Source organism: Rhizobium sp. PRIMUS64, from assembly GCF_023006465.1.
GTDB classification, from domain to species: Bacteria; Pseudomonadota; Alphaproteobacteria; order Rhizobiales; family Rhizobiaceae; genus Rhizobium; species Rhizobium leguminosarum.
This window is the reverse complement of the sequence record NZ_JALBGX010000104.1, coordinates 1-23,448: the sequence shown is the minus strand read 5'-3', so window position 1 is coordinate 23,448 and position 23,448 is coordinate 1. Positions and strand designations below refer to the sequence as shown.

The following is a 23,448-nucleotide window of genomic DNA, read 5'->3' as shown; positions in this document are numbered from 1 at the left end:
TACCGCTAATCCGCTTGAGTTTCTTTAGAACGAAAGACTTCGTCGCCAGCAGCGCCGCCGCCCTCGTTCAGTGAGTGGGCTTATAGAACTAACCCTCCCAAACAGTCAACACACCAAACAAAAGTTTTTTGACATTTTTGTAACAGGTTGAAAATGAAGGGCTTTTAGCTCTCATCTCCAAAAACGACGAAATTCACCGCCCGAATGGGTGGCTTTTGAGATTCGTTTTCGCCGAATCCCCAAGAACGGCTTCGACGAGGGAGACAAGGCTTATATGGGGCGCTTGGCAGGGAATTCCAGGGCGCTTGCCTATGCCACGCCTCACTCGCTAGTTTGGCGATGAAGAACGATGCGGCGGAGTGAAGAATGCTTGTCCTTGATGAAGAACAGACGCGGGCGGCCCTGCCCTGGCCGGAATTGATCGAGGCGATCGCCCGGATGTTCCAGAGCGAATGCGTGATGCCGGTGCGCCATCACCATGAAATGGACGTGCCGGATGAGGAAAGCGCCACACTGCTCTTGATGCCGGCCTGGGTTCCCGGACGCTATGCCGGGGTGAAAACGGTCTCGGTCTTTCCAGGCAATGTGCGGCGGGGCCTGCCGGCGATCTTCGGAACCTATCTTCTTTCCTCCGGCGCTACCGGCGAAATGCTTGCTGCAATCGACGGCGGCGAGTTGACCGCGCGGCGGACGGCGGCCGCATCGGCGCTGGCGGCCCGTCATCTCGCCCGCCCCGACGCGGAAGAGTTGCTCGTCTGCGGAACCGGGCGGCTGTCGCTTAACCTGATGCTGGCCCACGGCACGACCCGGCCGATCAAGAGGTACCGGGTCTGGGGCCGCAACGGCCAAGCGGCGAAAAAGATCGCAGCCGAAGCACGGGCGCTCGGGCTGAATGCCGAGGCGGTCGCGGATGCTGAAGCCGCAGCGCGGACAGCTGACATCATTTCCTGCGCCACGCTTTCCAACGAGCCGCTGATATCAGGCGAATGGCTGAAGCCCGGCGCCCATCTCGATCTCGTCGGCGCCTTCAAGCCGAGCATGCGCGAAAGCGACGACGAGGCCATCCGTCGTGCTTCGATTTATGTCGATACCCGCGCCGGCGCCATCAGCGAGGCGGGCGACATCGTCCAGCCGCTGAAAAGTGGCGTGCTGAAGGAAGGCGACATCAGGGCTGAGCTTGCGGAACTCGTCAGCGGTGCCCATGGCGGACGAAGCCATGACGAGGAGATCACGCTGTTCAAGTCGGTCGGCGCGGCTTTGGAGGATCTCGCCGGCGCCATTCTTGCCTATGAGACAGTGACGGGCCGAAAGTGACAATCAGTGCATCCTTGCCGGAACTTCCGGTTTCACATGTCCTGCCGGCCGTCGCTGCTGCGCTGGAAAAGCAAATGCGCGCCGTTCTTTCCGCCCCGCCCGGCGCCGGCAAGACGACGCTGGTGCCGCTCCACCTGCTTGGTCAGGCCTGGCGCGGCGACGGCAAGATCATCCTGCTGGAGCCACGTCGGCTGGCGGCGCGGGCGGCGGCAGGTCGGATGGCATCGCTGATCGGCGAACAGGTCGGCGGGACGGTCGGCTACCGCATGCGCCTTGACAACAGGATATCGGCAGCGACACGGATCGAGGTGGTGACCGAAGGAGTTTTTGCCCGGATGATCCTCGACGATCCGGAACTGGCCGGTGTCTCGGTTGTCATCTTCGACGAGTTCCACGAGCGTTCGCTGGACGCAGACTTCGGACTCGCACTGGCGCTCGACGTCCAGTCGGCGCTGCGCGACGATCTGCGTATCCTCGTGATGTCGGCGACCCTCGACGTCGAACGCGTGGCCGCCCTGCTCGACCACCCACCGGTGATCGAAAGCCTCGGGCGCAGCTTTCCGATCGATATCCGTTACCAGGATCGGCCGGGCGGCGAGCGCATCGAGGATGCGGTCACGCGGGCAATACTCGATGCGCTTGCCAATGAGGCCGGCTCGATCCTTGCCTTCCTGCCCGGCCAGGCGGAAATCACGCGAACCGTAGAACGCCTGCAGGGACGATTCGGAGCCGAGACGCTGATTGCGCCGCTCTACGGCAATCTCAGCCAGAAGGAGCAGGATGCGGCGATCCGGCCGGCATCCCAGGGGACACGCAAGATCGTGCTTGCAACGTCTATCGCCGAAACATCGATCACCATTGACGGCGTCAGGATCGTGATCGACAGCGGCTTGCAGCGTCTGCCGGTATTCGAGGCGTCGACCGGAATCACGCGGCTGGAGACGGTGCGCGTGTCGCGGGCTTCCGCCGATCAGCGGGCGGGTCGTGCCGGACGAACGGAGCCGGGCATCGCGGTCAGGCTGTGGCACCAGGGACAGACGGCGGCATTGCCGGCCTTCACACCGCCGCAGATCCTTTCCAGCGATCTCTCGGGGCTGGTGCTCGACCTCGCGCATTGGGGCGTTCAAGATTCGGCATCGCTTGCCTTCGTCGATCAGCCGCCGGAAACGACCCTGAGGGAGGCGCGGGTTCTGCTTGGCCAGCTCGGAGCGCTCGACAAGGATGGAGCGCTGACAGCGCGGGGCAAGGTCATGCGCGATCTGGCTTTGCCGCCGCGGCTTGCCGCCATGGTCGTCTCGGCCGGAGAAGCGGGACACGCACGGGATGCGGCGATGATCGCCGTGCTTCTCACCGAGCAGGGGCTTGGCGGAACGAGTATCGATATCGAGGAGCGGCTGCGACGCTTCAAGGCCGAGCGGGGCGAGAGAGCGGAGGCTTCAAGGCGGCTGGCAGGACGGCTGGCAAGCGGTCTCGACAGCGTTGCCTCAACGGCGCCGGCGCTTGCAGGCCAGCTGCTGCTGCATGCGTTCCCAGATCGAATCGCTCTTCAGCGCGGCGGGCGCGGGCGATTCGTAATGGCGAACGGGCGTGGAGCGGAGCTACCGGAAACCGAGAGGCTGGCCGGCAGCCAGATGCTGGTGATTGCCGACCTGACCGGACGGGCAGCCCAGGCGCGGATTCTGGCAGCTGCCGAGGTGACACGCGGCGACATCGAAGCCGAGTTACCGGGCGAAATCAAAACCGGGGACCAGATATTCTTCGACCGACAGAGCCGGCAAGTCAGAGCGCGGCGGGCAACCCGACTCGGCGCGATCGTCTTCGAAGAGACGCCGTTGCCACGACCTTCCGGGGCAGCAGTCACCCAGGCACTGGTGGAGGGAGTGCGCGAGCTGGGGCTCGATCAGCTTGCCTTCTCGAAAGAGGCCGTGCAGCTTCGCGAGCGGATCGGATTCCTGCATCGGACGATCGGCGAGCCCTGGCCTGATGTCAGCGACAGCGCCCTGCTTTCCCGGCTGGACGAGTGGTTCGCACCCTTTCAGACCGAGGCCCGCGGCCTTTCCGAGATTTCCGCAGCCGGCCTTTCGAACGGGCTGATAGCGCTGGTACCGCACGAATTGCAGCGCGACCTCAGCCGGCTTGCGCCAACGCATTTCGAAGCGCCGACCGGCCAAAGGCATCCGATCCAGTATGAGGGTGAGGAGCCGGTGCTGACGATCCGCGTACAGGAGCTGTTTGGACTGAAGCAGCATCCAGCCATTGCCGGTGGCCGCCTGCCGCTGCTGCTCGAGCTCACCTCGCCGGCGCACCGGCCGATCCAGACGACACGCGACCTGCCGGGCTTCTGGGCCGGCTCGTGGAAGGATGTGCGTGCAGATATGCGCGGCCGCTATCCCCGGCATCCCTGGCCGGAGCGGCCGGAGGATGCGTTGCCGACGACACGGGCAAAACCGCGTGGTACATGAGGGCCATTCAAGGAGCCCCCGGCATGATCGACAAGCCTAGCATGATCGACAACACGGAAGGCTATACGCTGGAGGACCGGCACAACAGCCGCAGGCTGCGTCTGCAGACATTGGTGCGGCTGCGCTGGCTTGCCGTCGGCGGACAGGCGCTGACGGTTTTTATCGTTGCCTTCTGGCTGAAATTTCCTCTGCCGTTGATTGCCAGCTCTTCGTTGATCGCCGCCCTTGCCTGGGTGAATTTCTACTTGACGATCCGCTATCCGCCGACGCATCGGCTGGAACCGCCAGCCGCCTTTGCGCTGCTCGGCTTCGATCTCTTGCAGCTCTGCGCTCTGCTCTTCATCACCGGTGGCCTTGCCAATCCTTTCGCGGCGCTCGTCTGCGTGCCCGTCATCATCTCCTTTGCCTCGCAGCCGATCCGCTACAGCACCGCGCTGATCGGCTTTGCGATGGTCTGCATCACGGTGCTTGCCTTTTCGCCCTTTCCGCTGCCCTGGTTCGACGGGGTCGAGATCAACGTGCACAACGTCATGCAGTTCGGTGTCTGGTGCTCGATTGCCTCGACGATGGCATTTGCCGCCTTTTATGCCTATCGGGTCTCGATGGAAGCGAGCCAGCTTGCCGATGCGCTGGCTGCGACCGAACTGGTGCTGCAGCGGGAAAAGCATCTGTCGCAGCTCGACGGCCTGGCGGCTGCGGCCGCCCATGAGCTCGGTACGCCGCTTGCGACGATCAGCGTCGTCGCCAAGGAAATGGAGCGGGAACTCAAGAACGACGATCGTTTCCGCGAGGACGTGATGCTGCTGCGCAGCCAGAGCGAACGCTGCCGTGACATCCTGCGGCGGCTGACGACGCTTTCCTCCGAAGACGAGGCGCATATGCGCCGCCTGCCGCTTTCGTCGATGATCGAGGAGATCGTCGCCCCGCACCGGGAATTCGGTATCGCTCTCGAGCTCATCGAAAAGAGCCCGCGCAAGGGTGAGCCGGTCACCGACCGCAATGCCGGCATCATGTACGGGCTCGGCAACCTGATCGAAAACGCCGTCGATTATGCGCGGGAGAAAGTGATCGTTACTGTCGAGCACGATCACGACAAAGTGCTGATCGTCATCGAGGACGATGGCAACGGTTATGCGCCTGACATTCTGACGCGGATCGGCGAACCCTATGTGACCAAGCGGCAGAAGGAGGATACGGCGGGCGGCCTCGGGCTTGGACTTTTCATCGCCAAGACGCTGCTGGAGCGCTCCGGCGCATCGCTGGTTTTCGAGAACCGCGATCCGGAAAGTGCGGGCGCGCGTATCCGAATCGAATGGCCGCGCATGCTGATTGACGCAAATTCGACAAAATGACTTTGTCGGCATAAACAGGATATAGCGGTTGACGCAGATCGGGCGCTCAACCGCCGGGACCGAGACGATGACAGAACAGAATCATGACAATTTCGCCGCGTCGGACGAGGATCATATCGGTCCCGACGCCAGCCTACTGATCGTCGACGACGACGGGCCGTTCCTGCGCCGCCTGGCACGGGCGATGGAGACGCGCGGCTTCCAGGTGGAGACGGCCGAATCAGTGGCGGAGGGCGTTGCGAAATCGAAAGGCAGGCCGCCGAAATATGCGGTGGTCGACCTTCGGCTCGGCGACGGCAATGGGCTCGACGTCATCGAGGCGATCCGTCAGCGGCGCGACGACACCAGGATCATCGTGCTGACCGGCTACGGCAATATCGCAACGGCGGTAACGGCCGTGAAGCTCGGCGCCGTCGATTATCTTGCAAAGCCTGCAGATGCCGACGACGTGTTTTCGGCGCTGACACAGCGGCCGGGCGAAAAGGCTGAGCTTCCCGAAAATCCGATGTCGGCCGACCGCGTGCGCTGGGAACACATCCAGCGGGTCTATGAAATGTGCGAGCGCAATGTTTCCGAAACGGCGCGCCGGCTCAACATGCACCGGCGGACGCTGCAGCGTATCCTTGCCAAACGCGCGCCGAAATAGACGAACACCTCGCGCGCTTATAATTAGACGTCGTCCACAGTGAACGGTTTTCCGCTCGCCCATTCGGCCATCATCAGCCTTTGGGCGGCGGCACGCGAGAAGTTGAGCGTGACGGATTTGCGCGTGCCCGGCGCCATGCGGTGTTCCGGCGCCTCGCGGATCATATGGGCGCCATAACCATCCGACAGGAACAGTCCGCATTCCTCGGGAAAGATCTCCAGCGGCACATCCTTGTGAGTCGCAAAGAATAGACGGTCGCAATGCAGCCTATATTCCGGCCATTTGCGATCCACCCTGAAATCCTCGATCGACGTCTTGATTTCGATGATCCAGACCTCGCCCTTGTCCGAAAGAGTGATCAGATCGGCGCGGCGGCCGCTGGCTAGCGGCAGTTCGGGCAGCACGGCGTGGCGCATTTCATGCAGCAATATCTGCGTTCCGCGCCGTATCATCATGGCCCTGTCCGATTGCCGGCCATCGATTAACGGATTGTTATTGTAAACGCTCAAAATCGTCATGGATAACCATCAGAGGGGCTGGCGTGTTGTTGCAAAAAAACCATGCGCTTCTAATTTGCGCCGCAGACGGATTTGTCGCGCTGCAGTAGCCTTGCAAAGCGCAAGTTAATCGAAAATAAACCATAATCAACGATGGTCGAAAGACCGTTCTCCTTGCCCCAAAACTTCAAGAGTCATCCATGCGCATCTGCAATGCATTCCCTGTATTTGGCCTGCTGGCGACGCTCGCTCTGGCCGGTTGCTCCACGACATCAGACAGCGCATCCGTCGACGACAAGGGCGCAGGCCCAACGGTACAGACAGCACAGATCTTCAATGACGCCTACGGCGTGACGAAGGATGCCGGATACTCCCTGCCGGCGATCCCGATTGATAGGGTCAAGCCGCAGTTCCGCCGCCAGGTCGTCAGCTACGAGACCACCGAGCGCCCCGGTACGATTATTGTCAACACGCGCGAGCGCTTCCTCTATTACATCCTGGCCAACGGCAAGGCGATGCGCTACGGCATCGGCGTCGGCAAGCAGGGCTTCGCATGGGCCGGCACCGCCTACGTCGCCTGGAAGCAGGAATGGCCGAACTGGCACCCGCCAAAGGAAATGGCTGTCCGCCGGCCTGATCTCGCCAAGTACGTCGAAGACGGCATGGGCCCGGGCCTCACCAATCCTCTCGGCGCACGCGCCATGTATCTCTTCAACGAAGACGGCAAGGACACGCTCTTCCGCCTGCACGGCACGCCGGAATGGGCCTCGATTGGCACCGCCGCTTCCTCGGGCTGCATTCGCCTGATGAACCAGGATGTCATCGACCTGTACAGCCGCGTCCGTCCCGGCAAGGGCACGTCCAAGGTCGTCGTCATCCAGTAAGCTAATTGCCGAATTCGGTATAAAAAAGGCCGCCGGACTGTCGTCCCGGCGGCCTTTTTCGCATCCTCCCTCACGCCATCAGGCGGCCTGTTTCGCCTTGAGCTCGAGGCGACGGCGGTGAAGCACCGGCTCGGTGTAACCGTTCGGCTGTTCCCTACCCTTCAGGACGAGATCGAGGGCAGCCTGGAAGGCAATCGAATCGTCGAAATTGCCGGCCATCGGCTGATAGGCGATATCCGACGCATTCTGCCCGTCGACGACGGCGGCCATGCGTTTCATGGTCTCGACGATCTGAGCTTCGGTGACGACCTTGTGATGCAACCAGTTCGTCATGTGTTGGGCCGAAATGCGCAGCGTCGCGCGATCTTCCATCAGGCCGACATTGTTGATGTCGGGCACCTTCGAGCAGCCGACACCCTGATCGACCCAGCGCACGACGTAGCCAAGGATGCCCTGGGCATTGTTATCGAGTTCGCGCTGGATTTCCTCCGGCGTCCAGTTCGGCCGCACCGCAACCGGCACGGAGAGAATGTCGGAGAGCTTGGCGCGAGCGCGGTCTTTCAGTCCCTGTTGAACTCGGGCGACATTGACCCGGTGATAATGGGTGGCATGCAGGGTTGCGGCCGTCGGCGACGGCACCCAGGCGGTGTTGGCGCCAGCCTTCGGGTGGGCGATCTTCTGTTCGAGCATCGCCGCCATCAGATCGGGCATTGCCCACATACCCTTGCCGATCTGGGCGTGGCCGGAAAGACCGCATTCGAGGCCGATGTCGACGTTCCAGTTCTCATAAGCGGAAATCCAGGCCGCCTGACGCATGTCGCCCTTGCGAATCATCGGACCGGCTTCCATCGAGGTGTGGATCTCGTCACCGGTCCGATCGAGGAAGCCGGTATTGATGAAGACGACGCGCTCGCGGGCAGAGCGGATGCATTCCTTGAGGTTGACGGTCGTGCGGCGTTCCTCATCCATAATGCCCATCTTGATGGTATTGCGCGGCAGGCCAAGCGCATCTTCGACCCGCGAGAAGATTTCGACGGCGAAGGCGACCTCTTCGGGCCCATGCATCTTCGGCTTGACCACATACATGGAGCCGGCGCGGGAATTCTTCTTCCGGCCGGCCGGGCCAATATCGTAAAGCGCGATCAAGCCGGTGATCACAGCATCCATGATGCCTTCAGGCACTTCGTTGCCGTCGCGGTCGAGGATCGCCGGATTGGTCATGAGGTGGCCGACATTGCGCACCAGCATCAGCGAGCGGCGATGCACCTCGAAGGAGGTGCCGTCCGGACCGGCATATTGCAGATCCGGGTTGAGCTTGCGGATGAAGCTTGTTCCGCCCTTTGCCACCTCTTCCTGCAGGTCGCCTTTCATCAGACCGAGCCAGTTGCGATAGACGACGACCTTGTCCTCGGCATCGACAGCGGCAATCGAATCCTCGCAGTCCATGATTGTCGTGATTGCCGACTCCAGCCAGACATCGGAAATATCGGCCGGATCGGCTTTTCCGATCGTCGTCGTCGCATCGATGACGATTTCGATGTGAATACCATTGTTCTTTAGAAGAATATGCGTGGGAGCGACGGCGTCACCACGATAGCCGGCAAAATGCTTGTCGTCCGTCAGCATTGCCTGCTCGCCATCGACCGATCTGACGACCAGCGCTCCATCCTTGACGGCGAAGCTTCCGACATCCTTCCAGCGGCAGTCCTGCAACGGCACTGATGTATCGAGGAAATCGCGCACCCAGGCGATGACCTTCTCGCCGCGTTTCGGATTGTAGCCCTTGCCCTTCTCGGCGCCGTCGCTCTCGGGAATCGCGTCCGTGCCGTAGAGCGCATCGTAGAGCGAGCCCCAGCGGGCATTGGCGGCGTTCAGAGCATAGCGGGCGTTCATGACGGGAACGACGAGCTGCGGGCCGGCGATCGAGGCGATCTCCGGATCGACATTTTGGGTCGAAACCTGAAAGTCCGAGCCTTCCGGCAGGAGATAGCCGATTTCGCGGAGGAAGGACTGGTAGTCGTCCATATCCGCCGGGGCGCCATGCCGGCGATACCAGTCGTCGATCTTCACCTGCAGGTCGTCGCGTTTTGCCAGCAGCGCACGATTTTTCGGGGCGAGATCGTGGACGATCGCCGAAAAATCGGCAAAGAACTTGTCTGCATCGACCGCCAGACCCTGCAGCACCTCCTTGACGAGGAAATCATGAAGGACGGTTTCGATGGCAAGACCGTTCTTATCAACGCGGCTCATGCGACATTCTCCCTGGCAACGACTTTGAATGCTGCCACTTTGCCCGGCTTTCATTCACAGTCAATTCTGCAATAATTCGAAAGATTTATGCCTTCGTGGAAATTATGCGCGGTGTCACGCGCATCGGCAGGCCATTCTGCGGCTGCGTCGTCAGCTTCTGCACCGGCCAGGGGTTGGTCTGATCGGTGGAATCGAAACGATAGCGATGCATCAGGACGGCAAGGGCGATCACCGCCTCCTGAAGTGCAAATGTTGCACCGATGCAGACACGCGGACCGGCGCCGAAAGGCAGGAACTGGAAACGGCCGATCGAGCCGCGATTTTCCGGCAGGAAGCGTTCGGGCATATAGGCACGTGGCCTGTCCCAGTGAAGTTCGTGGCGATGCAACGTCCAGGGCATGATCAGCACCGTGACACCGGCCTCGATCTCGACCCGCTCGCCCTTGGGGCTTGTCCAGGAATCATTCGATATGGCGGCGCGATTGATGGATGGCGCCGGCGGATAGAGGCGCAAAGCCTCCTCAAAGGCGGCGCGCGTCTGCGGCATCATATCCAGCCATTCCACGGGTTCAGCCCCGGTGGCGAGCACCGCGTCGATTTCTTCTTCCATCGCTTCGCGGATATGCGGGCTGTTTGATACGCAATACAGCGTCCAGGCCAATGCCCGGGCTGTGGTCTCATGCCCGGCGCCGATGAAGGTCAGAATATTGTCTTCGATCTCCTCCTTCGTCAGCCCCTCAGGGCCGGCCTGTTCCAGGAGCAGGGTCAGGAAATCCTCGGGCGCGGTGCTGCGATTCGCCTTCATCTTTGCGAGCCGCATATCCATCGTGTTGCGCACGATGGCGCGGAATTTCTCCAGCACTTTCTGACCGCCGATGCGTGTCACACGTGGAACCCAAGACGGAGCGCGCATCAGATCCATCGGATCGACGCGGCCCATGCGATGCAGGAGTTCATTGACATCGTCGGCGAAATGGCCGCTCGAGGTGACGATTTCACCGGAGAACAACGTATCGGCGAGAATCGCGAAGGTCAGCTCGGTCATGTCGGTGCTGATATCGAAAATTGCGCCTGCCTCGTCTGCGCTCTCATATTTACGGACATAGTCTTCGGACTGGCGCAGCATCTGCCCGGCGAAGCCTTGGGCGTGGCGAGGCGTGAAGACAGGCGCCACCGCCTTGCGCGATCTTTTCCAGACCGAACCTTCGGCGGTCAGAAGGCCGTCGCGGAGGATCGGACGCAAGACGAGTTGGCGCACATCCGACATGCGGTAATTATTGGCATTGTCGACCAGCACATGTTTGATAAGGCCGGGATCGTTGACGATCAGCGTCCTCTGCCCGAAGAAATTGGTACGGATCCAGGGAAGCGTGTAGGACGGCTCGCCCCAAAGTTCGAGCGGATTGCGCAGGATGATGCGAATGATTTCCAGCCGGCTCGGCGGTACGGTACGCGGCAGCGGTGCTGGCGGAACGAAGGGGTCCGGACGCATGTCCATCGTAAAAGCCTTTCGGGGAAGATCTAAGCTTCCCGGCAAGCTTGAAGCTAGAGCAGGCCCTTAAGTTCGTCCAGCTTGTCGTTGATCAGCCAGCCGTAATAATTTTCTTCCGGCCAGACGGTCGTACCGGCGCCCCGGTTCTTCGCAGCAAGTGCTGCGGCGCGCTGGCGCGAATTGCCGACATTATAAAGCGTCGCCGTCAGGCCGGGATTGCCCGAGATATCCATGCCGGCGATCTCCTTGTAGTCGTCGATCGACCTGCGGATCGAGGCCGCGACGAAGGCGAGCGAGATATCGGGATCCATGATTGCCTTGTAGACGGCGCCGGCATCCTTCTCATTCAGCTTCGGATAACCCGACACGCGGGTCACGAGATCGGAGAGCATCAGTGCCGTCAGCGGATTGACCTGGCCGAGGCCGAAGGTCTGGCCGGCGTAGAAAGGCTGGAAGAAGACCGCGCTGAAGCGGTTGTTGGGGAAACTCTTGCCGCCTACCGTCTTGCCGCGGAAATCGCTTTCCCAGACATCTTCGCGGCAGGACCAGAGCGTGTAGGAATCGCTCTTGCCCTTGCATTCGGAAAATTGCGGCCGCGCCACGAATTCGTCGACGCTTTCGCCGTCATAGGCGAAGCGGAAGCTTTCTCCGGCATAGGAGGCCGCCTTGACATAATAGGCCTGCAGCCGGTCATAGGCATCGACATTATAGGTGTGCTCGCCGACGATCGCGCCGACGACATGGATGGGATTGATGCCGTAGGCGCTGGAGATCTTCCGGATCTTGCCCATCAGCTCGCGATCGGTCGCCAGAAGCTCATGAACCTTTTCGTATTTCAGATCGAAGCTGCTCTTGGTGCCCTTGGTGCGCCTGATGGAAGCGCCTGGAATATCGGGCTGCTCAACGTGACGATTGCCCGCCGGCACCGTCTGCATCGCGAAGGCAGGCGCCGAGTTCACCAGGGCAACGGCAATCATAAGGCTTGTCAAAAGGCGTCGCACGATCCGTTATCCCGTCCGTTCCATCGTCCTGTTTGCGATGCGGCTGCCTGGACCAGAATCTTGGCCGAATAAAGCCGGAGCAGAAAACAAAACGGGCCTTCACTAGAAAGTAAAAGGCCCGCTGTCGAGAGTCGAGTTCGTCACAATCCGGCATTCATACCGGGAAAGACATGAACCGGTGCGCCGATATCACAGAATGAAGCGCGACAAGTCCGTGTTCTGTGCGAGATCGCCGACATGCTCGCGCACATAGGCGGCATCGATCGTCACGGCCGTCCCGCCCCGATCCGGCGCGTTATAGGAAATATCGTCGAGCACCCGCTCCATGACCGTCTGCAGACGGCGTGCGCCGATGTTTTCGACGGAAGAGTTAAGATGCACGGCGACATCGGCAAGCGCGTCGATCGCGTCGTCGGTGAATTCGAGGCTCAGGCTTTCGGTTTCCATCAGTGCGCGGTACTGACGGATAAGGCTCGCTTCCGTCTCGGTCAGGATTCGACGGAAATCATCCTTGTTCAGCGGACGCAATTCGACACGGATCGGCAGGCGGCCTTGCAGCTCCGGCAAAAGATCCGAGGGCTTGGAGACATGGAAGGCGCCGGAGGCGATGAAGAGGATGTGGTCTGTCTTCACCGGTCCGTACTTGGTCGAAACCGTCGTGCCTTCAACGAGCGGCAAGAGGTCGCGCTGGACGCCTTCGCGCGAAACGCCGGCGCCCATGCCACCGTCGCGGGCGGCGATCTTGTCGATTTCGTCGAGGAAGACGATGCCGTCATTCTCGGTGGAGCGAACGGCTTCGCGCTGGATCACTTCGTTGTCGATCAACTTGTCGGATTCGTCGCGGATCAGGTCACTATAGGAGGCCTTGACGGTGGTGCGGACCTTCTTGGTGCGGCCGCCCATCGCCTTGCCGAACATTTCCGACAGGTTCAGCACGCCGATATTGGCGCCCGGCATGCCAGGAATTTCAAAGCCACCCATGCCGGAACCGGCATCGGCCACCTCGATATCGATTTCCTTATCATCGAGTTCGCCATCCCTCAGCTTCTTGCGGAAGTTTTCGCGGGTAGCGGGCGATGCTGTCGTACCGACCAGCGCATCGAGAACACGCTCCTCGGCGCTCACATGCGCCTTGGCCTGCACCTCGGCCCGCTTCTTCTCGCGCACCAGACCGATGCCGACTTCGACCAGATCGCGGATGATCTGCTCAACATCGCGGCCGACATAGCCGACTTCGGTGAACTTGGTGGCTTCCACCTTGATGAAGGGTGCTCCGGCGAGTTTTGCCAGGCGGCGGGAGATCTCGGTCTTGCCGACACCGGTCGGGCCGATCATCAGGATGTTCTTCGGCATGACTTCATCGCGCAGGCTCGGGTCGAGCTGCTGGCGGCGCCAGCGGTTGCGCAGCGCAATTGCGACGGCGCGTTTGGCATCATGCTGGCCGATGATGTAGCGGTCGAGTTCGGAAACGATCTCGCGGGGGGAAAAAGTCGTCATTGGGTGTTATTCTCCTGGCGGTCCAGGGCCATTAGCAGCGCCCGGCCGTAATTCGTCGTTGTTTCGCCAAGTCCTCGAAGGCCTGTTCGTCTAGGCCAAGCGGCCGGAAGGCATGGGGTTCAGCCTTCAACATCCAAGGATTCCACCACGATATTGTGGTTCGTGTAGACGCAGATGTCGGCTGCGATATCGAGGGCGCGGCGAGCAATCTCTTCGGCCGATTTGTCAGTATCCATAAGCGCACGGGCGGCGGCCAAGGCAAAATTGCCGCCCGAACCGATCGCCGTCGTGCCATGCTCAGGTTCCAGGACGTCGCCGTTGCCGGTGATCGCCAGCGTGATCGACTTGTCGGCGACGAGCATCATGGCTTCGAGATTACGCAGGTATTTGTCGGTGCGCCAGTCCTTGGCGAGCTCGACGGCGGCACGCATCAATTGACCGGGATATTGCTCAAGCTTCTTTTCGAGCCTTTCGAGCAGGGTAAAGGCATCGGCAGTGGCGCCGGCGAAACCGGCGACGACTTCGCCCTTGCCGATACGGCGCACCTTGCGGGCATTGCCCTTCATGACGGTCTGGCCGAGGCTCACCTGGCCGTCGCCCGCCATCACTACCTTGCCGCCTTTTCGAACTGTAATGATTGTTGTCATAAAACACCTGTCCGCCCATGACGCGGGCCGTTACGCTAGAGCATGATGCCGAAAAGTGTGAAGCGGTTTTCGGACGACATCATGCTCTATTTCTTCAATTTAGATCCGGATTCAGATCTTAGGCCGATGGGCCTGAGATCATCCGGATCTAAGCCGCACACCGGCCTTGTTGAGCCCTATGTAAGTGGGCCGAGGCAGATTGCAAATGGGCCGGCTTTTCTCTTGCCCGGCTTCTGGATATTTCCCGATGCGCCTGATAAGGAACGGCCTTATTCCCGATGGAGGGCCATATGGCCGAGACCGCAGCAAGCCGCACGGGCAGCGTTTCCCGCAAGACCAACGAAACCTCGATTTCCGTTTCCGTCAATCTCGACGGCACCGGCAAATCGACGATTTCGACGGGCGTTGGCTTCTTCGACCATATGCTCGACCAGCTTTCGCGACACTCCCTCATCGACATGGAGATCGATGCCAAGGGCGACCTGCATATCGACGACCACCATACGGTCGAAGATACGGGCATCGCCATCGGCCAGGCGATCTCCAAGGCGCTCGGCGACCGGCGCGGCATCACCCGCTACGCCTCGATCGATCTCGCCATGGACGAGACGATGACCAAGGCTGCTGTCGATCTTTCCGGTCGGCCGTTCCTCGTCTGGAATGTCGCCTTCAGCGCGCCGAAGATCGGCACTTTCGACACCGAACTCGTTCGCGAATTCTTCCATGCGCTCGCCCAGAATGCCGGCATCACCTTGCATATTCTCAACCATTATGGTGCCAACAACCACCATATTGCCGAGACATGCTTCAAGGCCGTTGCCCGCGCATTGCGCACGGCGACAGAGATCGATCCGAGACAGGCGGGCCGTGTTCCCTCGACCAAGGGCACGCTCGTCTGAGCCCTTAGAGGGAGCGGCGACAATGACATCCAGCTATATCTTCCTGACACCGCCCGGCAGCACGAGCGCCACGGCCGACGAGACGCGAACCATCCGCGACGGCTTCACGCTGCTCGGCTTCCTGTTTCCATGGGCTTGGCTGCTGGCGCATCGGCTTTGGCTGCACGCCGCCGCCGCCTTTCTGCTGCAGGGGATTGGTGGTGCGCTGATGGACGAACCGGGCCTCGGGCCGGCGGGAGCGGCAATCCTCCTGGGCGTGAATATGCTGGTCGGTCTCGAGGGCCAGAATTTCCGTGTCCGCAAGCTTGCCGCCAAGGGATGGAACGAAGACGCACTCATTGCAGCCGATACGATCGGCATTGCAGAGCAGATCTATTTCTCGGACAGGGCTGTAATCGCGGATAGCGACGACGCCGCGGCACCGGACTGGCAGAACAGGGCCCGTCCGAACAGCCCGCGCGGCCACGGCACATCGCTTGGTCTCTTTGGTTTTGATGGAGGACGCTGACGATGCGCGTCGCGATTATCGACTATGGCTCCGGTAACCTGCGTTCGGCGACCAAGGCTTTCGAGCGTGCCGCCCGCGAAGCGGGCATCGATGCCCATATCGATCTTACCGACCGGGCGGAGGATGTTGCCGCGGCCGATCGTATCGTGCTTCCCGGTGTCGGCGCCTATGCCGATTGCCGGCGCGGCCTCGATGCCGTGCCTGGGATGGCCGAGGTGTTGATCGAGGCTGTCGAGAAGAAGGCGCGGCCGTTCTTCGGCATTTGCGTCGGCATGCAGCTCATGTCCTCGCGCGGCCTTGAGAAAACCGTGACGCACGGCTTTAACTGGATTCCCGGTGACGTCGTCGAGATGACGCCTGACGATCCCGCGCTGAAGATCCCGCAGATCGGCTGGAACACGCTCGACCTGAAGCGCGAACATCCGCTCTTCGAGGGAATTCCGACAGGGTCGCAGGGGCTACATGCTTATTTTGTGCATTCCTACCATCTTGCTGCCGAAAACGCCGAGGATGTCATTGCGACGGCCGACTATGGCGGTCCGATGACCGCTTTCGTCGGGCGCGACAACATGGTCGGAGCACAGTTTCACCCCGAAAAGAGCCAGAAGCTCGGCCTGGCCCTGATCGGCAATTTCCTGCGCTGGAACCCATAGTTCACGCAATTCCGGACGCAAAATCGCTGCGCAGTTTTGCTGGAATTGCTCCAAGGGCTGGCTTTTAATACAGCCGCCTTATTTCCTCTGTATGGAAACGGCGGAACAGGAGCGCACTCGATGCCGGCTTCACGGAAATCAGGCAAGGTGTTCTACACGTTGCGGCCCTCCAGGGAAGGCTTGCCTGCCTTTTCTGATATCAAGCTTCCCGGCGGCACGATCATCCGCCGTGTCGACGAAGCCATCCACAGACAAGCGCTTTCCAATGCAGCCAAGGCGCTGAAAGAAAGGCTGGACCGATGATCCATGAATCGTTCCCCGCAAACGACAGTGCGAGCCGGCGGCAAAATGGGGTCAGCGCCAGCGACATCGCCGAGGCCGTGCTGGAATTCTATATCGAAGGTGAGGACGATCTGATCGGCCTGCTCGCCTACGCACTCTACGAGCGTCAAAAGCGCGATTTCGTTCTCAGCCATCGCAAGCGAAATGCCGGCCGTTCGCCCGATGAGGCCGAACTTGCCGCCGTCAACAGCAATTATCTCTCGACCGACCTGCGCAATACGCTGCGCGACCGCGCCTCGCAGATCCTTTCGAGTTATGCCGAAACCTATGTCGAGGCGATGGAGCCGCAGATCCGGCTCACTGCCGTCAACAACGATGCGCTGCGCCAGGTGCGAAACATCGAGAAATCGATCAAGAGGCGCCTGGGCTTCTGGCGTCAGGTCCGGGCCGGCTTTGCCGTCATCCTGCTGCTTCTTCTGCTTTTCGGCGCGGCTACCATTGCCGCTGTCTTTTTCCGCTCGGATATCGTAGATGCGTGGAATGCGCTGATGGTACCGACCACTCTACGGACGTAAGACGACATGATCCTTTTTCCCGCGATCGACCTGAAAGGCGGCCAATGCGTCCGCCTGAAGCTCGGCGACATGCAGCAGGCGACGGTCTACAACACCGATCCGTCCGCCCAGGCGAGATCCTTCGAAGATCAGGGTTTCGAATGGCTGCATGTGGTCGATCTCGACGGCGCCTTCGCGGGACATTCGGCCAATGGCGATGCCGTCGAAGCGATCCTCAAGGCAACTGACAATCCGGTGCAGCTCGGCGGCGGCATTCGCACGCTCGATCATATCGAGGCCTGGCTGTCGCGCGGGCTGCGACGCGTCATTCTCGGCACCGTGGCGGTCAGAAATCCGGCGCTGGTCATCGAGGCCTGCCGGAAATTTCCTGGTCATGTCGCCGTTGGCATCGATGCCAAGGGCGGCAAAGTGGCCGTCGAGGGTTGGGCGGAGGCCTCCGAACTCGGTATCATCGAGCTCGCCAGAAAATTCGAGGGGGCCGGCGTCGCCGCGATCATCTACACCGATATCGACCGTGACGGCATCCTGGCCGGCATCAACTGGACCTCGACGCTGGAACTTGCCGACGCCGTTTCCATTCCCGTCATCGCCTCGGGCGGCCTTGCCTCTCTCGACGATGTCAGGCGCATGCTGGAGCCCGATGCGCGAAAGCTGGAAGGGGCGATTTCCGGCCGTGCGCTTTATGATGGCCGTATCGACCCCAAGGAAGCGCTGGCGCTGATCAAGGCGGCCCGGACCAAGGAGACCGCGTAATGACCCTCAAGGCCCGTGTCATCCCCTGCCTCGACGTCAAGGACGGCCGCGTCGTCAAGGGCGTCAACTTCCTCAACCTCGTTGATGCCGGCGATCCCGTCGAAGCCGCGAAGGCCTATGATGCGGCCGGTGCCGACGAACTCTGTTTCCTCGACATCACCGCTTCCTCGGACAATCGCGAGACGATCTTCGATGTCGTGTCGCGCACGGCCGACCAATGCTTCATGCCGCTGACGGTCGGCGGCGGGGTGCGTACTATCGCCGATATCCGCAAGCTGCTGCTGTGCGGTGCCGACAAGGTCTCGATCAATTCGGCGGCCGTCAGCAATCCCGACTTTGTCACTGAGGCGGCCGACAAGTTCGGCGACCAGTGCATCGTCGTCTCGATCGACGCCAAGCGCCGGCGCACCCAGGCGGTCGGCGGCGACAATCTCAGCGCCTGGGAAATCTATACCCATGGCGGCCGCAACGCGACCGGCATCGATGCCGTCGAATTCGCCCAGAAGATGGTGGCGCGCGGCGCCGGCGAGCTGCTGGTCACCTCGATGGACCGCGACGGCACCAAGGTCGGCTACGATCTGGAACTGACGCGGGCGATCGCCGATGCAGTGCGTGTGCCTGTCATCGCCTCCGGCGGCGTCGGCGATCTCGACGATCTCGTCGCCGGGGTAAAGGAGGGCCATGCCAATGCCGTCCTCGCCGCGTCGATCTTCCACTTCGGCACCTATTCCGTCAGCGAGGCAAAGCACTATATGTGGAAGTGCGGCATCGACATGCGTCTCGACTGAACCTTGAAAGCGGACCTATGAGCGGATTTTCCCTTTCCGATCTCGAGAGCATCGTCGAAGAGCGATCGAAAGCCTCGCCGGAGCAATCCTGGACCGCCAAGCTCGTGGCCGCCGGCCAGCCGAAAGCGGCAAAGAAGCTCGGCGAAGAAGCGATCGAAGCCGTGATGGCGGCGGTGACGGGCGACCGCGACAATCTGACCTATGAGGCTGCCGATGTGCTCTATCACCTATTGGTCGTATTGAAGATTGCTGAAATACCGTTAGAGAATGTCATGGCCGAGCTCGAGCGCAGAACCGCGCAGTCCGGCCTCAAGGAAAAGGCCAGCCGGCAGAGTTCATGAGTATCGCGACTGAGATTATCGGGGTGCCGGAAACGTTGGATCATTTCCAGTCGGAATCCTATTCCCCCTACCACTTCTTCTCTTCCGAACAATGGGCGAAATTCCGCGCCGACACGCCGTTGACGCTGACGAGCGACGAGGTCAAACGGCTGCGTTCGATGGGCGATCCGATCGATCTCGACGAGGTCCGGCGCATCTATCTGTCGCTGTCACGGCTGCTGTCGGCGCATGTCGAATCCTCGCAGATGCTGTTCGAACAGCGCAACCGCTTCCTCAGCCTGTCCGATGTGACGAAGACGCCCTTCGTCATCGGCATCGCCGGCTCGGTCGCTGTGGGAAAATCGACCACCGCCCGCATCCTCAAGGAGCTTCTGGGGCGCTGGCCCTCCAGTCCGAAGGTCGATCTCGTCACCACCGACGGCTTCCTTCATCCGAACGCCGTGCTGCAGCGGGAAAAGCTGATGCAGCGCAAGGGCTTTCCGGAAAGCTACGACACGGCTGCGATCCTGCGCTTCCTCTCGGCCATCAAGGCCGGACAGCCGGATGTGAAGGCGCCCAGCTATTCGCACCTCGTCTACGACGTGCTGCCGGACGAATACAAGATCGTCGACCGGCCCGACATCCTGATCTTCGAGGGCATCAACGTGCTGCAGTCGCGCGACCTGCCGGCCGGCGGCAGAATTGTGCCGATGGTCTCCGACTTCTTCGACTTCTCGATCTATATCGATGCCGCGGAAGACGAGATCCACAACTGGTATGTCACGCGCTTCATGCGGCTGCGCGAGACCGCCTTCCGCGATCCGAATTCCTATTTCCATCGCTATGCCTCGATCAGCGACGCGGAAGCGCTCGAAATCGCCGAGGATCTTTGGGCAAACATCAACCTGAAAAACTTGCGCCAGAACATTCTGCCGACGCGTCCGCGCGCCGATCTCATCCTGAAAAAGGGCAAGGATCACCTGATCGAACAGGTCGCGCTGCGAAAACTATAGCGACGTCTCTATTTCAGGGATTGACGCAGCGCAGCGTCAGATTGATGCGGCCGCCATTCTTCAGCAGCGTCGAAGTCGCCGGATGGATACGGTCGACGCCGTGGAAACAAAGCCTCCCCTCGCCGCCCAGCACCACCAGATCACCGCTTGAAAGTTTGAAAGACAGCGTAGGATCATTGCGGCTGAGGCCGCCGACACGAAAGAGGCAGCTGTTGCCGAGCGAGATCGAGACGACCGGGGCCTTGAGATCCTGTTCGTCCTTGTCCTGATGCAGGCCCATGCGGGCTTCGTCGGAGTAGAAATTGACGAGGCAGGCTTCCGGCAGCTTGTCGCAACCCGAAACGTCATTCCAGATATCGAGCAATTGCTGCGGCATATCAGGCCAGGGCCTGCCGGTTGCCGGATGCGTCGGCTGGTAGCGATAGCCGCGCTCCTTGTCCGTCACCCAACCGAGCGGCCCGCAATTGGTCATGCGCACCGACATCGGCTTACCGGTGCCGGGCATGACGGGCACGTAATGCGGCGCTTCGGCGACGATGGTGCGGATCACCTCGACCAATGCCTCCTGACGCGCGCGGTCGAGATAGCCGGGGAGATGGCGGATGCCGTTCAAGAGCGCGACCATGTCATTCACTACCGCCGGGGCGGCCGCGCATTTTCTTGACTTCCGAGCGGCCGGATTTTTCTTTCAGGCGGCGTTCGACCGAACCCTTGGTCGGCTTGGTCTTCTTGCGTGGCGGCGGTGGCGGCTTGGCGGCCTCCAGGATCAGCTCCTTTAGCCGGTCGCGCGCATCCTCGCGGTTGCGATCCTGGCTGCGAAACCGGCTCGCCTCGATCATCAGCACGCCGTCCTTCGACAAGCGCCGGCCGGCCAGCTTGATCGCATTGGTTTTGACACGATCATTCAGGGACGGCGAATTCGGGATGTTGAAGAACAGCTGGACCGCGGTCGAGACCTTGTTGACATTCTGCCCGCCGGGGCCGCCCGCCAGAACGAACTGTTCCGTCAGCTCCCATCCCGCGATGGTGATCCTGTCATCGATATAGAGCGCGTCGCTGGCCATGCGGCGTTCTATCTCACATCAATGGCGAATTGAAAATATCGGCCATGATCAAGAAAAACCCGGCAATCCTGCGATGCCGGGTTTCACGTGAGTCAGAGACTGGGGCATTCCGTTCTTCTTGGAAGTACGGAATGCTCTAGCTTTTTGTTTTCACGCAATTCCGGACGCAAAACCGCTGCGCACTTTTGCTGGAATTGCTTGTTCGCCTTATTCGGCGGCAACCTTCACGCCGGGGGCGGCATCGCGAACACCGCCGTCGACATGATTTTCAAACTTGGCGAAGTTCGCAATGAACATCGAGACCAGCTTTTCGGCCTGCGCGTCATAGGCTGCCCTGTCGGCCCAGGTCGAGCGCGGATCGAGAATGCTGCTGTCGACGCCGTCGACGGAGACGGGCACGGCGAAGCCGAAGTTCGTGTCAGCACGGAATTCGGCCTGTCCAAGTTCGCCGGTCAGGGCGGCGGCGAGAAGTGCGCGCGTCGCCTTGATCGGCATACGCTTGCCGGTGCCGTAGGCGCCGCCGGTCCAGCCGGTATTGACGAGCCAACATTGGACACCATGACGGCTGATCAGCTCCTTGAGCAGATTGCCATATTCGGCCGGATGCCGCGGCATGAAGGGTGCGCCAAAGCAGGTGGAGAAGGTCGCTTCCGGTTCGACGACACCCTTTTCCGTGCCGGCCACCTTGGCGGTGTAGCCGGAGAGGAAGTGATACATCGCCTGGTCAGGCGTCAAGCGGGCGATCGGTGGCATGACGCCAAAGGCATCGGCGGTCAGCATGATGATCGTCTTCGGATGCCCGGCGCGGCCCGTTTCCGAAGCGTTCGGGATGAAGTCCATCGGATAGGCGCAACGGGTGTTTTCGGTCAGCGACCCGTCGTTGAAATCCGGCTCGCGGCTTTCGTTCAGCACGACGTTTTCCAGCACGGTGCCGAAGCGCTGCGTCGTCGCATAGATTTCCGGCTCGGCTTCAGCCGAGAGGCGGATCGTCTTGGCGTAGCAGCCGCCTTCGAAGTTGAAGATGCCGTTTTCGCTCCAGCCGTGTTCGTCATCGCCGATCAGCGTCCGTGCCGGATCGGCCGAAAGCGTCGTCTTGCCGGTGCCGGAAAGGCCGAAGAAGACCGCCGCGTCACCGTCCGGACCGACATTGGCCGAGCAGTGCATAGGCATCACGCCCTTGGCCGGCAGCAGGTAGTTGAGCACGGTGAAGACCGATTTCTTCATTTCGCCGGCATAGGACGTGCCGCCGATCAGGACGAGACCATTGGTGAGATCGCAGGCGATCACCGTTTCCGAACGGCAGCCGTGGCGAGCCGGATCGGCCTTGAAGCTCGGCAGATCGATGATCGTCAGCTTCGGGACGAAGCTGGACAGCGCTGCGGTGTCGGGGCGGATCAGCAGATTGCGGATGAACAGCGAATGCCAGGCGAACTCGGTCACGACGCGGGTCGGCAGGGCATGGCCTTCCTCGGCGCCGCCGACGAGGTCCTGGACGAAAAGCTCCTTGCCCGCGGCATGCGCCAGCATATCGTCGCGCAACAAGGCGAAATGTTCCGGCGAGATCGGCTTGTTGTTGTCCCACCAGATTTCGCCATCAGTATTGATGTCGCGAACGACGAACTTGTCGCGCGGCGAACGGCCCGTGTGCTGGCCGGTGATAGCCCGCAGCGCGCCCTGAGCGGTCAGTTCGGCTTCGCCCCGGCGGATCGCTTCTTCATAGAGCGCGGCGGCGGAAAAGTTGTAACGAACGCTGGCTGCGCCGCCCAATCCCACCGTTGCCAGCTCTATTGCCGGGTTATGAACTCCGAACATTTCCATGGCTAGTTCCCTTCGCTCAGGCTCGTTGCCGTTAAAACTGAGCACGAAAATACGGGCAGAAATTTTAAAACACAAGATGGAAAACTTGAGAAAATGCAGTGATATCAAATAATTAATCGATTTAAATTTATACCATCAATTTTAAATCGTTTGAAAAGTCTGCGTTAAACTATTTTGATATGCCACCTGAGATTGCTTTGCGAATTTTACGACAATCCTCCCCCTTTATCTTTGCCACAATTTGTTCCACCTTTATCCTCCATAAGCGCATCCGGTCATTGAGACCGCCTGGGGAGAGCAAAGTCCGGGAGATTGCGCACTGATGACGGAGACCAACACCATGCCGACAATCGCGCTCGTTGATGACGACCGCAACATCCTCACCTCGGTGTCGATCGCGCTGGAGGCCGAAGGATACAAGGTCGAGACTTATACGGACGGTGCCTCGGCGCTCGACGGCCTTCTGGCACGACCGCCGCAGCTGGCGATCTTCGACATCAAGATGCCACGCATGGATGGCATGGAACTGCTGCGCCGCCTGCGGCAGAAGTCGGATATTCCCGTCATCTTCCTCACCTCCAAGGACGAGGAGATCGATGAACTCTTCGGTCTGAAGATGGGCGCCGACGATTTCATCACCAAGCCTTTTTCGCAGCGTCTGCTGGTGGAGCGCGTGCGCGCCGTCCTGCGCCGCGCATCAAGCCGTGAAGCCGCCGCCGCCGGCACCAGCCCC

The 23,448-nt window shown here is 60.9% G+C and carries 24 protein-coding genes and 1 pseudogene; 15 read left to right on the top strand and 10 right to left on the bottom strand.

All coding sequences use genetic code 11. From position 1 onward, the window contains the following. The first annotated feature begins 366 nt into the window (after positions 1-366). From MOV76_RS29320 to MOV76_RS29305, 4 genes are all read left to right on the top strand, one after another. Complete coding sequence (locus MOV76_RS29320; protein WP_130653351.1) at positions 367-1,314, top strand: ornithine cyclodeaminase family protein; 948 nt, start codon at positions 367-369, stop codon at positions 1,312-1,314. Continuing rightward, complete coding sequence (gene hrpB / locus MOV76_RS29315) at positions 1,311-3,776, top strand: ATP-dependent helicase HrpB (protein WP_130653350.1); 2,466 nt, start codon at positions 1,311-1,313, stop codon at positions 3,774-3,776. Before MOV76_RS29320 ends, hrpB begins: the two co-directional genes overlap by 4 nt. 23 nt (positions 3,777-3,799) lie before the next feature. Then, the gene (locus MOV76_RS29310) at positions 3,800-5,128 is read left to right on the top strand and encodes an ActS/PrrB/RegB family redox-sensitive histidine kinase (protein ID WP_408988001.1); all 1,329 of its coding nucleotides are present in this window, start codon (positions 3,800-3,802) and stop codon (positions 5,126-5,128) included. A gap of 67 nt (positions 5,129-5,195) precedes the next feature. Beyond that, complete coding sequence (locus MOV76_RS29305; protein WP_025396545.1) at positions 5,196-5,774, top strand: ActR/PrrA/RegA family redox response regulator transcription factor; 579 nt, start codon at positions 5,196-5,198, stop codon at positions 5,772-5,774. Between the two features lie 23 nt (positions 5,775-5,797). Here the strand turns inward: MOV76_RS29305 and MOV76_RS29300 are convergent, their stop codons facing one another. Beyond that, positions 5,798-6,292, bottom strand: a complete 495-nt coding sequence (locus tag MOV76_RS29300) for an MmcB family DNA repair protein (protein ID WP_247265842.1) — start codon at positions 6,290-6,292, stop codon at positions 5,798-5,800. A 179-nt stretch (positions 6,293-6,471) separates the two neighbouring features. Between MOV76_RS29300 and MOV76_RS29295 the strand changes: the two genes are divergently transcribed. Beyond that, a complete protein-coding gene (locus MOV76_RS29295; RefSeq protein WP_018244199.1) occupies positions 6,472-7,155 on the top strand; it encodes a L,D-transpeptidase in 684 nt (227 codons plus the stop codon). A gap of 78 nt (positions 7,156-7,233) precedes the next feature. On the opposite strand, the gene MOV76_RS29290 is transcribed toward MOV76_RS29295, so the two are convergent. The 6 genes and pseudogenes from MOV76_RS29290 to hslV form a co-directional block, all read right to left on the bottom strand. After that, entirely contained in the window at positions 7,234-9,405 is a 2,172-nt protein-coding gene (locus MOV76_RS29290; RefSeq protein WP_247265841.1) for a malate synthase G, read from the bottom strand. An 85-nt stretch (positions 9,406-9,490) separates the two neighbouring features. Then, the gene (locus MOV76_RS29285) at positions 9,491-10,903 is read right to left on the bottom strand and encodes a cytochrome P450 (protein WP_112905611.1); all 1,413 of its coding nucleotides are present in this window, start codon (positions 10,901-10,903) and stop codon (positions 9,491-9,493) included. 47 nt (positions 10,904-10,950) lie between these two features. After that, on the bottom strand, positions 10,951-11,898 hold the full coding sequence (locus MOV76_RS29280; protein WP_247265840.1) for a DUF1402 family protein: 948 nt from the start codon (positions 11,896-11,898) through the stop codon (positions 10,951-10,953). A 189-nt stretch (positions 11,899-12,087) separates the two neighbouring features. Continuing rightward, a complete protein-coding gene (hslU, locus tag MOV76_RS29275; RefSeq protein ID WP_011649875.1) occupies positions 12,088-13,395 on the bottom strand; it encodes an ATP-dependent protease ATPase subunit HslU in 1,308 nt (435 codons plus the stop codon). Further along, positions 13,392-13,484: pseudogene (locus MOV76_RS40160) on the bottom strand (GNAT family N-acetyltransferase); the annotation flags it as partial. The gene hslU and the pseudogene MOV76_RS40160, both read right to left, overlap by 4 nt. 30 nt (positions 13,485-13,514) lie before the next feature. Further along, complete coding sequence (gene hslV, locus MOV76_RS29270) at positions 13,515-14,042, bottom strand: ATP-dependent protease subunit HslV (RefSeq protein ID WP_018244195.1); 528 nt, start codon at positions 14,040-14,042, stop codon at positions 13,515-13,517. 290 nt (positions 14,043-14,332) lie between these two features. On the opposite strand from hslV, the gene hisB reads away from it, so the two are divergent. The 9 genes from hisB to coaA all read left to right on the top strand — a co-directional run bounded on the left by hisB (position 14,333) and on the right by coaA (position 19,833). After that, positions 14,333-14,941, top strand: coding sequence for an imidazoleglycerol-phosphate dehydratase HisB (gene hisB / locus MOV76_RS29265; protein ID WP_003544176.1), 609 nt, complete (start codon positions 14,333-14,335; stop codon positions 14,939-14,941). A 22-nt stretch (positions 14,942-14,963) separates the two neighbouring features. After that, positions 14,964-15,449 carry a DUF2628 domain-containing protein gene (locus MOV76_RS29260; protein ID WP_028734076.1) on the top strand — a complete coding sequence of 162 codons (486 nt, stop codon included), beginning with the start codon at positions 14,964-14,966 and terminating at the stop codon, positions 15,447-15,449. 2 nt (positions 15,450-15,451) lie between these two features. Beyond that, positions 15,452-16,102, top strand: a complete 651-nt coding sequence (gene hisH / locus MOV76_RS29255; RefSeq protein WP_018244193.1) for an imidazole glycerol phosphate synthase subunit HisH — start codon at positions 15,452-15,454, stop codon at positions 16,100-16,102. 120 nt (positions 16,103-16,222) lie between these two features. Beyond that, positions 16,223-16,405: a hypothetical protein gene (locus MOV76_RS29250; protein ID WP_018244192.1), complete on the top strand. Its 183-nt coding sequence runs from the start codon at positions 16,223-16,225 to the stop codon at positions 16,403-16,405. Then, complete coding sequence (locus tag MOV76_RS29245; protein ID WP_018244191.1) at positions 16,402-16,959, top strand: hypothetical protein; 558 nt, start codon at positions 16,402-16,404, stop codon at positions 16,957-16,959. The genes MOV76_RS29250 and MOV76_RS29245 overlap by 4 nt, the downstream gene beginning before the upstream one ends. Before the next feature lie 6 nt (positions 16,960-16,965). Next, positions 16,966-17,712: a 1-(5-phosphoribosyl)-5-[(5-phosphoribosylamino)methylideneamino]imidazole-4-carboxamide isomerase gene (gene hisA / locus MOV76_RS29240; protein WP_018448432.1), complete on the top strand. Its 747-nt coding sequence runs from the start codon at positions 16,966-16,968 to the stop codon at positions 17,710-17,712. After that, positions 17,712-18,500 carry an imidazole glycerol phosphate synthase subunit HisF gene (gene hisF / locus MOV76_RS29235; protein WP_247265839.1) on the top strand — a complete coding sequence of 263 codons (789 nt, stop codon included), beginning with the start codon at positions 17,712-17,714 and terminating at the stop codon, positions 18,498-18,500. The genes hisA and hisF overlap by 1 nt, the downstream gene beginning before the upstream one ends. A gap of 17 nt (positions 18,501-18,517) precedes the next feature. Then, positions 18,518-18,841 (top strand): phosphoribosyl-ATP diphosphatase, encoded by a 324-nt coding sequence (locus tag MOV76_RS29230; RefSeq protein WP_017995608.1) that lies wholly within the window; start codon positions 18,518-18,520, stop codon positions 18,839-18,841. Then, positions 18,838-19,833: a type I pantothenate kinase gene (gene coaA, locus MOV76_RS29225; protein WP_018244189.1), complete on the top strand. Its 996-nt coding sequence runs from the start codon at positions 18,838-18,840 to the stop codon at positions 19,831-19,833. The genes MOV76_RS29230 and coaA overlap by 4 nt, the downstream gene beginning before the upstream one ends. Positions 19,834-19,846: 13 nt before the next feature. Here coaA and MOV76_RS29220 read toward each other — a convergent pair whose 3' ends face one another. The 3 genes from MOV76_RS29220 to MOV76_RS29210 form a co-directional block, all read right to left on the bottom strand. Beyond that, a complete protein-coding gene (locus tag MOV76_RS29220) occupies positions 19,847-20,458 on the bottom strand; it encodes an alpha-ketoglutarate-dependent dioxygenase AlkB (RefSeq protein WP_247265838.1) in 612 nt (203 codons plus the stop codon). A 1-nt stretch (position 20,459) separates the two neighbouring features. Beyond that, the gene (arfB, locus tag MOV76_RS29215; protein WP_018244187.1) at positions 20,460-20,897 is read right to left on the bottom strand and encodes an alternative ribosome rescue aminoacyl-tRNA hydrolase ArfB; all 438 of its coding nucleotides are present in this window, start codon (positions 20,895-20,897) and stop codon (positions 20,460-20,462) included. 207 nt (positions 20,898-21,104) lie between these two features. Further along, positions 21,105-22,715, bottom strand: a complete 1,611-nt coding sequence (locus MOV76_RS29210) for a phosphoenolpyruvate carboxykinase (protein WP_047622443.1) — start codon at positions 22,713-22,715, stop codon at positions 21,105-21,107. Between the two features lie 340 nt (positions 22,716-23,055). Between MOV76_RS29210 and MOV76_RS29205 the strand changes: the two genes are divergently transcribed. Then, positions 23,056-23,448 (top strand): response regulator (locus MOV76_RS29205; protein ID WP_247265843.1); only part of this gene is annotated, 393 nt, incomplete at its 3' end.

Coding starts and splice junctions, on each gene's coding strand:
- MOV76_RS29310 (WP_408988001.1), top strand. CDS start 3,800: ATGATCGACAAGCCTAGCATGATCGACAACACGGAAGGCTATACGCTG.
- MOV76_RS29295 (WP_018244199.1), top strand. CDS start 6,472: ATGCGCATCTGCAATGCATTCCCTGTATTTGGCCTGCTGGCGACGCTC.
- hisH (WP_018244193.1), top strand. CDS start 15,452: ATGCGCGTCGCGATTATCGACTATGGCTCCGGTAACCTGCGTTCGGCG.
- hisA (WP_018448432.1), top strand. CDS start 16,966: ATGATCCTTTTTCCCGCGATCGACCTGAAAGGCGGCCAATGCGTCCGC.
- hisF (WP_247265839.1), top strand. CDS start 17,712: ATGACCCTCAAGGCCCGTGTCATCCCCTGCCTCGACGTCAAGGACGGC.
- hisB (WP_003544176.1), top strand. CDS start 14,333: ATGGCCGAGACCGCAGCAAGCCGCACGGGCAGCGTTTCCCGCAAGACC.
- coaA (WP_018244189.1), top strand. CDS start 18,838: ATGAGTATCGCGACTGAGATTATCGGGGTGCCGGAAACGTTGGATCAT.
- MOV76_RS29285 (WP_112905611.1), bottom strand. CDS start 10,903: ATGGACATGCGTCCGGACCCCTTCGTTCCGCCAGCACCGCTGCCGCGT.
- MOV76_RS29250 (WP_018244192.1), top strand. CDS start 16,223: ATGCCGGCTTCACGGAAATCAGGCAAGGTGTTCTACACGTTGCGGCCC.
- MOV76_RS29300 (WP_247265842.1), bottom strand. CDS start 6,292: ATGACGATTTTGAGCGTTTACAATAACAATCCGTTAATCGATGGCCGG.
- MOV76_RS29230 (WP_017995608.1), top strand. CDS start 18,518: ATGAGCGGATTTTCCCTTTCCGATCTCGAGAGCATCGTCGAAGAGCGA.
- MOV76_RS29320 (WP_130653351.1), top strand. CDS start 367: ATGCTTGTCCTTGATGAAGAACAGACGCGGGCGGCCCTGCCCTGGCCG.
- MOV76_RS29305 (WP_025396545.1), top strand. CDS start 5,196: ATGACAGAACAGAATCATGACAATTTCGCCGCGTCGGACGAGGATCAT.
- MOV76_RS29260 (WP_028734076.1), top strand. CDS start 14,964: ATGACATCCAGCTATATCTTCCTGACACCGCCCGGCAGCACGAGCGCC.
- MOV76_RS29210 (WP_047622443.1), bottom strand. CDS start 22,715: ATGGAAATGTTCGGAGTTCATAACCCGGCAATAGAGCTGGCAACGGTG.
- MOV76_RS29245 (WP_018244191.1), top strand. CDS start 16,402: ATGATCCATGAATCGTTCCCCGCAAACGACAGTGCGAGCCGGCGGCAA.
- hslU (WP_011649875.1), bottom strand. CDS start 13,395: ATGACGACTTTTTCCCCCCGCGAGATCGTTTCCGAACTCGACCGCTAC.
- MOV76_RS29290 (WP_247265841.1), bottom strand. CDS start 9,405: ATGAGCCGCGTTGATAAGAACGGTCTTGCCATCGAAACCGTCCTTCAT.
- arfB (WP_018244187.1), bottom strand. CDS start 20,897: ATGGCCAGCGACGCGCTCTATATCGATGACAGGATCACCATCGCGGGA.
- MOV76_RS29220 (WP_247265838.1), bottom strand. CDS start 20,458: ATGGTCGCGCTCTTGAACGGCATCCGCCATCTCCCCGGCTATCTCGAC.
- hslV (WP_018244195.1), bottom strand. CDS start 14,042: ATGACAACAATCATTACAGTTCGAAAAGGCGGCAAGGTAGTGATGGCG.